The following is a 15,527-nucleotide window of genomic DNA, read 5'->3' as shown; positions in this document are numbered from 1 at the left end:
GGCCAACTCCTAGTATTTCAATTGTTTCAATGGGTCTTGAGCCATTGAATCGAACATGTCTACCACACGGCAGTCTTCACACATCGCAATACGGTTGATTGCTGATTCGTCTGAAAAGTGAGAGTGACCGCGTAACTTATTCTGTAGCATGTCAATCATAGACTGTGGTGCGAATGGCTTATGACAACGTAAACATTCCGCTGCTTTCTCTTGATGAATCACAACAGCCTTCTGACGTTCTTCTTTCACCCAATTCATACGAGGAGTCAGAGTAAGAACATTCTCAGGACATGCCTTTTCACACAGACCACATTGAATACAGTCTTGCTCTACAAACTTAAGTGATGGAGAGGCACCATCGGTATGCAGCGCACGTGTTGGACACACAGCCACACAGCTCATACACAAAGTACAATCTTTGCTTTCACACGAAACCGTGCCGTATGGCGCATTCGAAGGGAGCTCTACAATGTTTTCAACAGGAATACGAGATGAAGACATCGCGTCAAGTGCTGTGAATAGACGTTGACGTTTATTGCCTTGAAGATCGCCAAGTGCAAGATCGAACGAATCAACATACAGTGTTGGAGGCCCTTCACGTAGAGATTCCAAATACAGGATATCGATGGTTTCTTTTGGAACACCGATTTGGTCTAGTAACTCTTGAGCGATCCCTACTTCGTTATTCAGAACACGAATGATCGTCTCTGGCATAAAGCGAGAAGCAGCAAACAGAACCTGAGTTGCGCCATTCACTAACGCTGCAAACCAAGTATCAATACCAATAGAAGGCAATTCTTCAACAACGATTGGAATCACGTTATCTGGTAGCGCTTTAAGAGCCATCACGTTGTAAGTTTCATGACGTGAGCTACAGATAAGTACGATTGGGTCCAGACCGCCCGCATGCTCATAGTTAGCTAGCGTACGTTCAATGAATTTTTGGGTATCGTCAGGATTTGGAAGCGCATAGGTAATCGCTTCTGTAGGACAGCTTGTTGCACAAGTCCCAACGCCCTGACATAGGTAAGGGTTAATCTCGATCTTGTGACCTGTCTTGTCTGAGCCTTCACTTGATAGCGCGCCAGCAGGACAAGCATCAACACAACGCTCACAGCCTTTTACGCCACGAGAACTGTGTGCACAAAGGTCAGTGTCTAGACGGAAAAACTTAGGCTTATCAAAAGTACCCATTAGCGTTGGAATCTCTTCCAGTGCTTCCGCCAGTTTTGGATAACCGCGCCCTACTGGGTAATACCCAGGAACAGGTACTTCTTCTGTCATGCAGCTGTTCAGACATAGGTCTAGAACAACATCGAAACAATCGTGATTAATGGCGACTTTCGCTAGGTTGCTTGATGTGCCTTTACTCTCAATCACGACTTCAAACGTGCCGAGGAAACCCGATACTTGAACCGAATTCGCGAAGTACAGTTCTGGGTTTGTGCCCTTTTCGCCGTCTGTTGACAACAAGGTTAAGCTCGTTAATTGAGGTAATTGCGCCGCAGCACTTTCAATGATCGCAGTTGGACCAATAACAAGTGTATTACCGCCGCTTTCGTAGCTAACAGTAGGTGGAATCAGATTTGTTAACTCTACTGTATTTTCAAATGCATACAGTCTTGCTTTAGCGTTATTTGAAGTTGCTTGTTCTAATAATTGTTTAAGCATTGCTCAGTTCCATCTATGGACATGGATAATCTGTTCAACCTTCATTGTAGTAAGCGATAGAGAACTTGCTGAGTAATCCGTTAACAACTAACTCTTTAGCTAGTGTGCCATTCGTTAGACCCTGAACTCGTCTATCTACAAAAAAGTTGATAATGAACGTTATTTAGCAAATTCCATGCCAATTTAATAATTCTTATATATCAGTGCCTTAATGCTTTGTGGCGTTTATTGTACGTATAAAAAAACCGCTTGGGACATTTTGTCGCAAGCGGTTCATTGAGTGTTTAGTCAAAATGTACCTATTATTTGTGTGGTATATTTTGTCCCATCTCTGTCAGGTCAGCTTCGTCTGACATTGTAGCTTTATTATTGGTCACTGTGTTTTTATACAGTCATTTTTCTTCACCCGCAATTTCGTCACTTTCACTGAGTTCTGACTCGGTCTCTTCAGCTTCATTAATAGAGTCATCAACCTCATCAATCAAAGTTTCTTCTTCATTATCAGCGGCTTGTTTAGGTTCGTTTACTGTGTCTTCTTCTGTCTTGTCTTTTACCCAATCGCGAAGAGTTTCTGCAACTCCTTCAGACAGAGACTTCAAATTGCTGTAATCGTCGTCGTAATCATCTAAACCATCACGAACGTTGAACTCTTCTGAGAGGAATAGTTTACGCAATGCCGCTTTTTTTACGCTTTCAGAGGCTTCTGATACCAATAATTGGGCAACAGACAAATCTTCAGTGGCTTCTGGTGCGGGATCTTGAACGTCAGCAACATGAACGTCTTCATTGGTTTCTGAAGCTTCACTCTCTAAAGACTGAGGCGCTGCTGCTTCCATTTCAGACGAAAGCTCAGCAGACGAAAGCTCAGCAGACGAAAGCTCAGCAGGCGAAATCTCAGAAGGTGAAGAATCAGAAGAAGTAAGTTCTGGTGCTTCCAGTGTTTGCTCTACTTCCAAAGGTTCGTCAGTGGATTCATCAAGCTTTCGTTGAGACCAACGGCTAAAGAAGTTAGTTGCCATTTGATCTTCCCGCGCCTTTGCGTTTCTTACGTCTTGTTTCTAATAACTCGCCATGACGACCGATGAACGCTTCCATCCAAGCTTGTACTGGTAATGGAATGTCGTAGGAAAGTACTTGGTTGTCACCGTCCATGTATTGCCCTGCAACGGTTTGTGAGGCAGTAAGTAACTGAATGACGGGCTTAACATCAGAATCGACATTATCCATTACTAAGAAAAGCTTAGGTTGCTGAGAGCTTAGGTTGAATCGATAGTCTGTACGTTCATCTTTATGTAATTGAAGTAAACAAACGTCTGGGGCGTCATCTTCTGGTGATAGTTCAAACCCCGTCAATTCCCATTGAGTGGTTACCCAGATACCTGTTTTGATCTCTTTCTCTATTCTTTGGACACCTATTGGCCAAGCTGCTTCTGTTTTTTCATATTGTTCTTTGAATTCTTTTATCTCAGACATACTTCACCCAATTGATTTTCTTTGGCCTGAATGTGCTTAGGACATTTTGTACTTAGCTCAATCCTATAAGCGCTATAAAGCAATAAACACGCCAATACACGTTAACTTCAATAGCGCATCTACAATGTTCGTCATCAAGTTGTAACTTAACGGTAGTCGATACACGTAAATTCAGACAACTCCACTCGGTGAACTCTCATATTTTGCGCTATTTTAATCTAATGCTTCATGTTTCCATCAATCCCCGTTATTTTGGAATAAGATTTGCTTTAAGTATGAGTTAAAGAATCGATGAACAAGATCGGCGTTAGACCCTCTTGTTAACTTCTTATCTCTTAAAATCGCTATCTCATTAAGTAGGACGTGACTGTGGTAAAACCAAACATAATAAAAACTAGTGAAAACCCACTTCAAACAATCGAAGTTGAAGTGTTTGATGAATATGGTGAGAAGCTAACCAAACAGATCGCTTGCGAACGCCCTCTTACCGTCATGTTGAACTGGAAAGAGATCGTAACCCTGATGACGCTCGGCTCACGCCCTGAATCCTTAGTCTTGGGGTATTTGAAGAACCAAAGCTTCCTTTCTAACCCTGAAGCGGTCGAATCTATCATCATCGATTGGGAAACCAGCTCTGCAGCGGTCATTACCAATGAAGATACGAGCCAGCTTGAGCAAGCGCTTAAGAAGAAGACGGTGACCTCTGGCTGTGGTCAGGGCACTATGTTTGGTAACGTGATGAAGCAGTTGGAAGATTACCAAGTGCCTCAGACCAAGATTAAGCAATCTGAAATTTACACGGCTTTAGAAGCACTGACCCATTACAACGACACCTACAAGAAAGCTGGCGCGGTACATGGTTGCGCAGTTTGCAAAGACGACAAGGTTCTATCGTTTGTTGAAGATGTTGGCCGTCACAATGCAGTAGATACGTTGGCTGGTGAGATGTGGCTTAACAAAGAGTCTGGTGAAGATAAGATTTTTTACACTACTGGCCGCCTGACTTCTGAAATGGTCATCAAAGTGGCGCAGATGGGTATTCCTGTTCTGTTATCACGTTCAGGCGTAACGCAAATGGGTTTAGATTTGGCTCAGCAATTTGGTATCACAACCATTGCTCGTGCTAAAGGCCTGCGTTTCCAAGTGTTCACTGGCGCAGAGAAGATTGATTTTGATGTGAAAGGTGAATAATCAGCAGACGGAAAAAAGCGTAAGTTCGATTGGTGATTCACTAACCGCTTCTAATTGTAAAGTTCTGATGTAAAGAGTTAGTGACCCTTTAAGGATAGATACAAGATACAAAAACGCCGTCATACTTTTCAGTATGACGGCGTTTTTAATTTTCGGTTTTCGGTTTATAGCTGATAGCTTAATTTCCAACGCATTGAGTTGAAAACTAAGGCTAACTTAAAGCTTAGCCGCGTGCTTTCAATAATTCTGCGTAAGTACCGCGGAAATCGTTGATTTTGCCATCTTTGATTTCAAGGATACGAGTTGCAAGCGAGTCTACGAATACACGGTCGTGAGATACGAAGAACAATGTGCCTTTGTAGTTCTCAAGAGCCAAGTTAAGCGCTTCGATAGATTCCATATCCATGTGGTTCGTTGGTTCATCCATAAGCAGGATGTTTGGCTTGTGCATCATGATCTTACCAAGAAGCATACGACCTTGTTCACCACCAGAGATAACCTTTACAGATTTCTTAATGTCGTCTTGACCAAATAGCATACGACCTAGGAAACCACGAACAACTTGCTCGTCTTCGCCTTCTTGGCGCCATTGGCTCATCCAATCAAACAAGTTCATGTCTGTTTCGAAATCGTGTGCGTGATCTTGAGCGTAGTAACCGATGTTTGAGTTTTCAGACCACTTGTACTCACCAGTGCGTGGCTCAAGAGCGCCAGCTAGTGTGTTAAGTAGCGTTGTTTTACCCACACCGTTCTCACCGATGATAGCAACACGCTCACCTACTTCGAAAATACCGTCGAACTTGTTGTATAGGTCTTCTTCAAAACCTTGAGATAGGTTTTCAACCACAAGTGCGTTACGGAATAGCTCTTTAGACTGTTCAAAACGGATGAATGGGTTTTGACGGCTAGATGCTTTAACTTCGTCTAGTTGAATCTTATCGATCTGCTTAGCACGAGACGTTGCTTGCTTCGCTTTAGATGCGTTAGCAGAGAAACGAGATACGAACGTTTGAAGTTCAGCAATTTGTGCTTTCTTCTTCGCGTTGTCAGACAGTAGACGCTCACGAGCTTGAGTCGCAGCTGTCATGTACTCATCATAGTTACCTGGGAATAGACGAAGTTCGCCGTAATCAAGGTCAGCCATGTGTGTACAAACAGAGTTTAGGAAGTGACGGTCGTGCGAAATGATGATCATTGTGCAGTTACGTTGGTTTAGCGTATCTTCCAACCACTTGATGGTGTCCATGTCCAGGTTGTTCGTTGGTTCGTCAAGAAGCATGATATGCGGGTCTGCAAACAGTACTTGAGACAATAGAACACGAAGTTTCCAACCTGGTGCTACTTCGCTCATTAGACCGAAGTGCATAGATTCTTCAATACCTACCGCAAGAAGAAGCTCACCCGCTTTCGCTTCTGCCATGTAACCGTCCATTTCAGCGAACTGAACTTCAAGATCAGCTACCTTCATGCCGTCTTCTTCGCTCATTTCAGGCAAAGAGTAAATGCGGTCACGCTCTTGCTTAATAGCCCAAAGCTCTTTGTGACCCATGATAACCGTGTCGATTACCGTGAATTCTTCGTAAGCAAATTGGTCTTGGTTTAGTTTAGCTACGCGCTCGTTTGGATCGTAGCTTACGTTACCAGCACTTGGCTCAAGTTCACCAGATAGGATCTTCATGAACGTCGATTTACCACAGCCATTCGCGCCGATTAAACCGTAGCGGTTGCCTTCGCCGAACTTAACTGAAATATTTTCGAAAAGTGGCTTAGCGCCGAATTGTTGGGTGATATTTGCTGTGGAGATCAATGCCGTTACCTTTTTAATGTGAAAAACGCCGCAACGTTACTTGTTCGGGGCTTTAACTGCAAGTCTTGATTGCAATTACCCGCTATTAAGTGAGTGATAACCCAACCAAATCATAGTTTGAGCTGACTCACACTTTTGATTTTCTATTTATCGACGAAAAGCCGCTGATTTTCAGGGAAAACAAAATATCAAACGGCGCCCTAAAATGGGAGAGATATAACGTCCCAAATCATGCCGACCATTGAATATATCGTATGCTGATCAGTTACAGTAAAACCAACCCGATCAAAGCAGGCACAGACATAGCCAAGACTAGCCTAATCCCTGACAATTTCATGACAAAATCGATCGAAACAGGAATAAAGTACTCGCCCCCGATACGGGGTTGGATTTCACAAAGTAAGATTATCTAACTATAGTAATCCTAACCTCATAATTCTAAGAGACTTTTATGCGTTCACTATCGCGCTTCTTACTCCTCACTTTAGCCATTCTCTCATGGCCTAGTCATGCCAACTTGGAATATGACTTACAATCTCAGCCGCAGGTATCCGATTCTGCTGTTGAGCTCGATGCTCGAATTGATTCGTTACCCGATCCCCTCTTTATGGATCCGTCGGACCGACGCCAAGTCAATATCTTGTTAGCTGAAGTTCTGCGAGTTCAAAAGCAGGAAATCAAAATCTTCGAGCAACAGATAAAAGCTTACAGAGATAACAACGACGTCGATCAATGGTTTGAGGTTCAAACCAGTTACGTCACTTTGAATAGCTTAAACGTCAGTAAACAACATCTTCTAGAACAGACGAACTCTGCGAACAAAGAGCGCTTAACCGGTTTTGGCCCTTATGGTGTTACCCAGTTTAAGCAAGAATGGGAATTAACTAAGCTCAATATTGAGTATCTTGCATACTTCCAAATTCGAAGCTTCAAGGCGTTAGTTAACGATATCTTTATTTCGCCAGTGCCTGTGATTGGTGCGTCGTTAAAAGTGTTGTTCATCTATTTCGGTTTAGTGTGGTGGCTTGCTAACAGCACTCGCTTAATTGAGGTGTTTCGAATTAACTTTCTTGAAGCGAAGACGAATCCTCCTTTTTTGGTTCGTGTCATTTGGTACATCAGCCGCGCTGAAAGTGCGATTGCTTGGCTAATTGCCATCACATTGTCACTGAGAGTGCTTTCTAGTATCCCTAGTCTGCAACATTTGATTTTCCTGGAGATCTTTACGTGGTGGATTCTAGGTGGTTCGATTGCCATCAGCTTTATTTTGGAATTTGCCTACCGTTTGGGTCGTACATCCAATCAAGAAGTGATCGCGTTGCGACTATCGACTATCCGCCGTTACGTGTGGAGCTTCATTGTGGCGGGGGTGATTCTGCAAATATCAAGTATTACGCTAGGCAAAGGCACGATTTATAGTTGGATATATAGCGCCCTGTTTTTCTGGTTTGTATTGGTTACGGTTTCAGTGCTCAGGTTATGGAGAGCGAAGGTCTTCGATACACTTCAACACATCTCTGATCGTCCGGTATGGGTTAATTGGGCGGTAAACCGTAAGGATACGTTCTTACTTAATATATTGGCGACAGCCATTGGTATCGTGTGGCTGAGCGTTTACAGCTTCCAACACCGCATCATGGCCTTGCTATCTAATTACACGCTGTTTAGCCAAGCTTTGGCGTATCTGTTTAGAATCGAAGTGGCTAAGCAGTCAGATCTTGATAAGAATCAGCAAAACTTGGTTCGAATCAAAGGCGATCAAACGTATGAGTACATTCTACCGGGGAATATAGACAGCACGTTAATTGACTATGCCGGTGACGAGGTTAAGCAACTGTCTCGCTACTTGATGTCAGACAGCCCGGCTATCTGTATTGTTTCAGGTGAGCGTGGTGTGGGCGCGACAACGCTGCTTTATACCTTGCTGCACAAAGTATCTAACGCTGAGCCCGTATATGTAAGCTGCCCTTACGCGGGTTACCAAGAGCTCTTAGCGCATTTAGCCGTGAGCATTGGCTTGGAAGAAGAAGCAACTGAAATTCAAATATTAGCGCACCTTCGTAAGAGCAATACCACTTACCTTATCGCGATAGATAACGCTCAACGACTGGTGAAACCAATGGTCGGTGGCCTGTCTGATTTGATTCGTTTGACCAACCTTCTGCGTCGTTCTAAAAAGAACCACCGTGTCGTGATATCGATCGCCAAATCAAGTTGGCGATTTGTGGATAGAGCGCGTGGTGAGCGTCTGCTGTTTGATTTGGTGTGCTTCCTTCCGCGTTGGACAGAGAAACAAGTGGGTGAACTTCTAAATAGCCGTATCAATACGGAGCTTGAGAAGCCGTTGTCTTTTGATGGCTTAGTGGTTCCTAAGCAATGGGACCAAGATGATATGAGTGAAGAAGAACGTGCACGCCAAGGTTTCTATCGAATTTTGTGGCACTACTCTGATGGCAACCCTACCGTTGCGCTGCGTTTCTTCCGACTCTCTTTGAACCGAAATAAAGAGACAGATCAAGCGGTAGTACGTTTATTCCATGTCCCTGAAGCGCAAGAACTAGAGAATATGCCTAAACCTATGTTGGCTGTACTTCGTTCTATTGTACAACTGGAAATCGCTTCTCCAGAAGTGTTGTCTGAATGTACACAGCTGAGCACGGCAGAGATAACGGGGATTCTGCGTTACTTTGAAAGCCGTGGTTATATTGGTTGGCATGAAGAAAAGGCTCGAATTTCCGAGCACTGGTTCCGCCACATTACTAACGTTCTTGATCGTCAACATCTACTGGTGAAGTAAAATGAAGAAGTTATTTATCCTACTATTTGTTGGCTTGGCAAGTGCTGTCAGTTTCCCGACCTTTGCGACGGAAGAGTTAGCTAACGTAGAAAACATCTCTAAGATAGCGAGCTTGGTGCGATGGAGCGGCGTGTTCTTCTCCATGATCGTTATTGCCGCAATGTGGTTGTTGCTTAAGTTCATCAATTCGTTAGTGACCAGTTTTGGTAGTCAGTTCGTGCAATATCGAATGCTGCTACAAAAGCTGCAATCGTTTACTCAGTTCTTTATCTACGTGAGCACCGGTCTTATCGTGTTCATGATGAGCTTTAGAATCAACGACCAAATCTTAGCTTTGATTGGTGGTACGCTCGCCGTGTCGGTCGGCTTTGCGCTTAAAGACTTGGCAGCATCGTTTATCGCCGGCATCACTGTGATGATTGACAGACCGTTTCAGGTTGGTGACCGCGTCACGTTCGAAGGCAACTACGGCGACATCATCACCATTGGTTTACGTTCGGTACGAATGAGAACCCTGAACGATGACATCATTACTATTCCGAACAACAAGTTCTTAAATGAAGTGACCACCAGTGGTAACTATGGCTCATTGGACATGCAAGTGGTGATTCCGTTTTACGTCGGTATGAATGAAGACATCACCCTAGCCCGCGACCTGATTCAAGAAGCCGCGTCTTCAAGTCGTTACATACACTTGCCAAAGCCTGTAACGGTTCTGGTTAAACAGACGATTACCGACAACTACCTAGCGATACAGTTGACGTGTAAGGCTTATGTGGTGGACACCGCGTATGAGAAATTGTTTGAAACCGACATTACCCTGCGTGTGATGAAAGAGTTTAAGAAGCACAACATCAACCCACCGAAGATTTCAGTGGCAGCGCATTAGGCTTTTCATATTTTAGACGCTTGTAATTGTTCGACATGGCTTGTAATTGTTTGAAATAACGGGCCATAAATAAAAACACCTCCGAACTTATCTTAAGTGCGGAGGTGTTTTTCTATTCGCGTTATGAACGACTAAAGGTTAGACACTAATAACTGCGGTGTGGCTTTTTGCTGAAGATAGATACTAAAGCGACTTCCTTTACCTACTTCGGATTCAACTCGTATTTCGCCGCCAGTTTGGCTCAAAATACTTTGAGAAACGGACAAACCTAAGCCTGTGCCGTCTCTTTTGGTGGTATAGAAAGGCGAGAATATACGTTTCAGTTGTTCTTCCTTAATACCACAGCCTTCATCTTCAACATGAACAATAGCCCCATGAGATACTCCATTTTCAACCCAATCTTCACTCGAGATAGTCAATGTGCCCTGTCCGTCCATCGCGTGAATCGCGTTCATTTGCAGGTTTACTAGAATTTGCAGCAATTGGTTTCGGTTCACTTCGACTGAGGTTTTAGCATTCAATTGCGAGACATACACAATGCCTTTCTTTTTTGCGCCTGTTTTTACGAGCGTAATACTTTCATCGACAATTGGATTGATATGTTGCCAAGTGATTTCGTCTTGTACACCACCGTGTCGGCTGTATTGAAGTAAGCTTCGTGTGATGTTTCGGATTCGGTCGATCTGCTCCATGATCGCGTGGACTTCTTCGTCTACACGAGCCACTTCGTCACCTAGTTCAAACTTCATTAGCTCAACGTTGCCTAGAATTACTGCTGTCGGGTTGTTGATTTCATGGGCAATACCAGCGGTTAACTCACCTAACGCGGCTAATTTTTCGTTGACCACCAGCTTATCTCTAGCTTGGTTGAGAAGCTGGATGTGCAGTTCGAGTTCTTCCGTTTTCTCTTTTAAACTGGCGGTACGAGAATGAACCTTACATTCGAGTTCAGACGCAGCTTGTTGAATCTCTTGATTACGCTCGTGGAGCAAATCTAACATTTTGTCGAACTGTTTCGCAAGCAACGTAAGTTCGTGTTGATCATCCAAACCCAACGTACCGATTCGCTTGTCTTGGCCCATTTGGACGAGTTTTACAACTTTATGGATGCGTTCAATTGGGTTGAAAAGATCGCGTGCACCACGGTGTACGATCAAACCGGAAGCTAACAGCAGTAATATGATGGTGATGCTGATTTCACCAAGGTTAGTCAGATACGTCTCTACGAGTGGCCAGATTAGATAGCCGGTATAAAGCATGCCAATAACGTTATCAAACTGGTCGTGGATTGGTTGATAAGCGGTGATGTACCAAGCGTCGTAAACATATGCTCGGTCTAACCACTTTTGCCCTTGATTCAATACTTTTGAATGAACCTCATGAGAAACGCGAGTACCAATTGCGCGCCCTGCACTGTCTTCACTGCTCAATGGCACATTGGTGCTGACACGCAGATCATCAAGGAATACGGTAACCGTGCCAATGCGGCGATTAAAACCATCACGTTGTGGATAGATCAAGTTGCTGATCTGATCAACTAACTGTGTGCTGTTGTTAAGTAGGATCCCGCCATCAAGAAAACCAATAACGTGATCATTCTTGTCTCGAATTGACACAACAGTGCGGCTAACTAAACCTCGAGTTTCAACGTTTTGATTATTGAGCATTGGGACTTCGGCTTGCCTTGCAAGGTTTTGGTCTAAATCGTTGAGTTCATTTTGGCTCAATACACTAAAGAACGATTCTTTGCGTGTCAGGTCGAGGTATTCACGCTTTTTCCCCATGATCTCAACACTTCTCCAGCGCAAAAAGTCGAGCTCGTAGCGAGATTTGTTTTCAGAAACCCAACGTGTGAGCTCTTCTTTCGAAATATCACTCGTGAGTTTGATTCGGAAGTTGTAAGACTCAGCAAATGCTTGAACGTTATAGGCTTGTTGGTTCTGAATTAGATGGATACTGTTGTCAGCAACATCCAAACGCTCATCGACATCAATCAGAGCACCCTGCCACGTGTAATGTACTGACCAATACAGTGTTATAGCGACAAGCGCACATAAGGTAAGAATGATGGGAGCGGATGTTAGAAATAGCAGGCGATAACGCACCATGGTTTTGAACCGGAACGTCCACTTTGACCACCAATGACGTCTAATCGGCATATTCAGAGCCTTCTGTGTTCCAATCTTTATATTTACGCTCTAGCGTTTTCCGTGCAACGCCGAGGTCTCTTGCAGCTGCGGATTTATTACCATCATGAAAACTCACCAGTTGCTCGATATGAGATTTTTCTACTTCTTTGAGTGTCCAAGTGTTGGGGTAACCTTCTGCAGCGTCTACGTTATTCAAGTTTGGTATTTCCGCTCCATGTGACACCGTCACTGAAATGCTGGTGGGCGCAGGATCGCCATTAATTTCGCGCCAATAGTGCGCTGGTGGCTTGTCTAAAAGAATGCATCTTTCGACTAAGTTTTTAAGTTCGCGAATATTGCCCGGCCATTCGTATTCATTCATTGCCAAGATATCTTCATGTGCCCAGTTTGGAACCGGCATACCCAGTTCACTAGATAAATGACGAGTGAAGTATGGAACAAGCTCTATCAGATCAGACGGTCGTTCTCTCAATGGCACAACATCAATCTTAAGTACATTGAGTCGGTAGAACAGATCGCGACGGAAGTGGCCTTTATCGACCTCTTCTTGAAGGTTTCGGTTTGTTGCTGCGACGACACGTACATCGACAGCGATCTCTTTCTCACTGCCAACTGGACGAATAGTACGTTGCTCTAACACACGTAACAGCGCTGCTTGCATTGGCAGTGGCATTTCACCGATCTCATCAAGGAACAAGGTGCCACCACTTGCGACTCTGAACAGACCTTCACGGTTTTTCTTCGCGCCGGTAAATGCGCCAGAGGTATGCCCGAATAGCTCACTTTCCAGAAGTTCAGGCGCAATCGCTCCACAGTTGATTGGCACGAATGGCCCTGTTCGTTTGCTAGCTTCATGTACACCACGAGCAACTAACTCTTTACCCGTACCTGACTCACCTTCTATAAGAACTGATGCTCTCGACGGTGCAAATTGACTGATCAGCAATTTAAGCTGTTTAGTCTTGTCTGAATTGCCGATTAATTCGGTCTTGATATGACGGCTAACATCGCGCTTCAACGCGTACTGCATTCTTTGGTCAAGGCGCTTATCCATACAACGTAGTACAGCTTGTATCATTTGTTCTAAGTTGAAAGGTTTAAGAATGAAGTCTGAAGCGCCAAGCTTAAGCGCAGATATTGTCATCTCTAGATCAGCATAGCCAGTCATGAAAATAACATCGGCACGTTTGTCGTTGTCGTTAAAAGCCTCTTCCCACTCAATGCCAGAGCGTCCTGGCAGGTTGATATCAAGAACAATGAGATCAAAATGTTCGCTCGAACGCAGTATTTCAGCTTCTTCAACAGACCCTGCACTCGATACCTTGCCAAAGAACTTACCCAGGGCCTTCTTTAGAATAGCCTGCATCCCGACTTCATCGTCCACGACCAAGACGGAAAACGCTTGATATTGAGTCAATGTGTTTGGGTTGAGGTTCGATGCAGGTGAACTAGGTAAAGACATAATGATTAGCCGATGGGGAAAGTTGGGACAGAGTGTACCAATTAACCTTTTGTGCGACAGGGACAATGTGCGACATTTTGTCCTAGCTCATATTTTAATGCATTTTGTTAGCCTAAATGACGCAGTTTTGTTCGATATAACAGCAATTTAATGAAATTTGATGCACTATTTATTGGCATTAAGCTTGCTTAGTAGGTGTAGATTCCTAATTACAACAATTAGCGTCTTATGCACATGCCCTTCTTTGAGCCCTTTAAAAATAGAGGCATGTCATTCATTTATAACAGAATGGACATAATAATAATGAAAGCAATTCCCCTAACTATTGCAGCTCTATCTATCGTCAGTTACACGGCTAGCAGCGCGGAAGACACCACTCATATCAAATTGGCGACAACCACAAGTACCTACCACTCAGGCTTACTGGACTACCTATTGCCTGAGTTCGAAAAGGATTCTGGTATTAAGGTTGATGTTCTCGCTGCGGGTACGGGTAAATCACTTCGCATGGGTGAAAACGGTGATGTTGATTTGGTAATGACTCACGCACCAAAAGCTGAAGCGAACTTCGTTAAAAAAGGTTACGGCGTCTTACCTCGTAAGCTGATGTACAACGATTTTGTTATCGTTGGCCCACAAAGCGACCCTGCGAAGATTGAATCTCAAAAAGCAGTAGCTGATGTGTTCAAAGCAATCGCGAACAACAACGTGACGTTTGTTTCTCGTGGGGACGACTCTGGTACTCATAAGAAAGAGATGGGTATTTGGGCACAAACTAAGATGGAGCCAAACTTTGGCGGCTATCGCAGCGTTGGTCAAGGAATGGGCCCAACTCTGAACATGGCGTCTGAAATGCAAGGCTACACCATGACAGACCGTGGTACTTGGTTGGCTTACCAAAACAAACTTGACCTTAAAGTGTTGTTCCAAGGCGACAAGAACCTATTTAACCCTTACCAAGTGATTATTGTTAACCCAGAACGCTACCCAAGCATCAATTACCAAGCAGCGAAAGTATTCAGTGATTGGTTGGTTAACCCTAAAGGCCAGAAACTGATCAACGACTTTAAACTGCACGGCAAACAGCTGTTTGTTGCAAACGCAGAATAGTTGGTTGCAAGCGCAGAATAGCTTGTTGTAAGAAATGAGTCGTGGGTTGTGAGTAAAGCGTAGCGTTGAAGGTTTAACCCTAACCAACTAGCGCTACGCTTAACTAAACAGTCAACGAGACCACCTAAATAATCACGTTTAAAAACCGTCTTGCTTTAAAGGCATTCACGCTTAGAAACAATCGCTGACCAATACAGGCTCAAATAGTTTGTGTCAGCTATGATTAACATCAGACACTACCGATAAAAGCCTATTATCGATTCAAACGAGATACTTCATGACCTTATGGCAAACAACGATTGATGCAATGAATCTACTGGTGAGTTTTGACCACGAATTGTGGCAAATCGTCGCGGTATCCTTCAGTGTATCTTTGTCCGCCATCTCATTAGTGATTGTTCCTGCAATCCTTATGGCTTTCTTACTGGCTTACACCGAATTCCCCGGTAAATGGGCTCTGCTTTCGGTGATCAACACCTTACAAGCGATACCGACCGTGGTAATTGGCTTGTTGATGTACATGATGCTCTCTCGTTCTGGTCCTTTAGGTGACTGGCAATTACTGTTCACGCAAAAGGCGATGATTCTAGGTCAGATGCTGATCTGTTTCCCTATCCTAGTTGCGATGATGCATGGCGCTCTGCAGGCCAGTGACCGCCGAGCAGTAGAAACAGCGCGCACTCTTGGCGTACCAACAACACGAGTCGCGTGTACCTTGATTTGGGAAACTCGTTTCCCTCTATTGGCTGCAACCATTGCTGCCTTCTCTCGTATCGTCACAGAAGTAGGTTGTTCAATGATGGTGGGTGGCAACATTATGGGGATGACAAGAAACATCCCAACAGCTATCGCCATGGAAAGCCACAAAGGCGCATTCGCTCAAGGCGTCGCCCTCGGTATGGTGTTATTAGCATTGGCATTAGCCCTTAACTTTTTCCTTTCCAGTGTGAGAGGAAAAGGCTATTTAAGAACTTAGG

The 15,527-nt window shown here is 44.1% G+C and carries 10 protein-coding genes and 1 pseudogene; 5 read left to right on the top strand and 6 right to left on the bottom strand.

Features of this window, described 5'->3' with window-relative positions; translation table 11 throughout:
- Positions 1–9 precede the first annotated feature (9 nt).
- From AB6D07_RS13620 to AB6D07_RS13610, 3 genes and pseudogenes are all read right to left on the bottom strand, one after another.
- Positions 10–1,671 carry a 4Fe-4S dicluster domain-containing protein gene (locus AB6D07_RS13620; protein WP_017103161.1) on the bottom strand — a complete coding sequence of 554 codons (1,662 nt, stop codon included), beginning with the start codon at positions 1,669–1,671 and terminating at the stop codon, positions 10–12.
- Positions 1,672–1,973: 302 nt separating this feature from the next.
- Positions 1,974–2,690, bottom strand: a pseudogene (locus AB6D07_RS13615) (DUF3306 domain-containing protein).
- Positions 2,680–3,144 carry a DUF3305 domain-containing protein gene (locus tag AB6D07_RS13610; RefSeq protein WP_017100623.1) on the bottom strand — a complete coding sequence of 155 codons (465 nt, stop codon included), beginning with the start codon at positions 3,142–3,144 and terminating at the stop codon, positions 2,680–2,682. Before AB6D07_RS13610 ends, AB6D07_RS13615 begins: the two are co-directional and overlap by 11 nt.
- Before the next feature lie 369 nt (positions 3,145–3,513).
- On the opposite strand from AB6D07_RS13610, the gene fdhD reads away from it, so the two are divergent.
- A complete protein-coding gene (gene fdhD / locus AB6D07_RS13605; protein ID WP_017103160.1) occupies positions 3,514–4,335 on the top strand; it encodes a formate dehydrogenase accessory sulfurtransferase FdhD in 822 nt (273 codons plus the stop codon).
- Positions 4,336–4,558: 223 nt separating this feature from the next.
- Here fdhD and AB6D07_RS13600 read toward each other — a convergent pair whose 3' ends face one another.
- Positions 4,559–6,142 (bottom strand): ABC-F family ATPase, encoded by a 1,584-nt coding sequence (locus AB6D07_RS13600; RefSeq protein WP_017103159.1) that lies wholly within the window; start codon positions 6,140–6,142, stop codon positions 4,559–4,561.
- A gap of 451 nt (positions 6,143–6,593) precedes the next feature.
- On the opposite strand from AB6D07_RS13600, the gene AB6D07_RS13595 reads away from it, so the two are divergent.
- Both AB6D07_RS13595 and AB6D07_RS13590 read left to right on the top strand, forming a co-directional pair.
- Positions 6,594–8,939, top strand: coding sequence for an ATP-binding protein (locus AB6D07_RS13595; RefSeq protein WP_372091321.1), 2,346 nt, complete (start codon positions 6,594–6,596; stop codon positions 8,937–8,939).
- A 1-nt stretch (position 8,940) separates the two neighbouring features.
- Positions 8,941–9,828 carry a mechanosensitive ion channel family protein gene (locus tag AB6D07_RS13590; protein WP_017103158.1) on the top strand — a complete coding sequence of 296 codons (888 nt, stop codon included), beginning with the start codon at positions 8,941–8,943 and terminating at the stop codon, positions 9,826–9,828.
- 131 nt (positions 9,829–9,959) lie between these two features.
- On the opposite strand, the gene AB6D07_RS13585 is transcribed toward AB6D07_RS13590, so the two are convergent.
- Positions 9,960–11,987, bottom strand: a complete 2,028-nt coding sequence (locus AB6D07_RS13585; protein WP_017103157.1) for a cache domain-containing protein — start codon at positions 11,985–11,987, stop codon at positions 9,960–9,962.
- Complete coding sequence (locus AB6D07_RS13580) at positions 11,977–13,440, bottom strand: sigma-54 dependent transcriptional regulator (protein ID WP_032500697.1); 1,464 nt, start codon at positions 13,438–13,440, stop codon at positions 11,977–11,979. The genes AB6D07_RS13585 and AB6D07_RS13580 overlap by 11 nt, the downstream gene beginning before the upstream one ends.
- Positions 13,441–13,743: 303 nt before the next feature.
- On the opposite strand from AB6D07_RS13580, the gene AB6D07_RS13575 reads away from it, so the two are divergent.
- Positions 13,744–14,550 carry a substrate-binding domain-containing protein gene (locus AB6D07_RS13575; protein WP_017103155.1) on the top strand — a complete coding sequence of 269 codons (807 nt, stop codon included), beginning with the start codon at positions 13,744–13,746 and terminating at the stop codon, positions 14,548–14,550.
- Between the two features lie 277 nt (positions 14,551–14,827).
- Positions 14,828–15,526, top strand: a complete 699-nt coding sequence (locus AB6D07_RS13570) for an ABC transporter permease (RefSeq protein ID WP_372091319.1) — start codon at positions 14,828–14,830, stop codon at positions 15,524–15,526.
- The last annotated feature ends 1 nt before the right edge of the window (position 15,527 follow it).

Source organism: Vibrio sp. 10N.239.312.C11 (assembly GCF_041466065.1).
GTDB classification, from domain to species: Bacteria; Pseudomonadota; Gammaproteobacteria; order Enterobacterales; family Vibrionaceae; genus Vibrio; species Vibrio tasmaniensis_A.
This window is presented reverse-complemented; position numbering and strand designations above follow the sequence as displayed.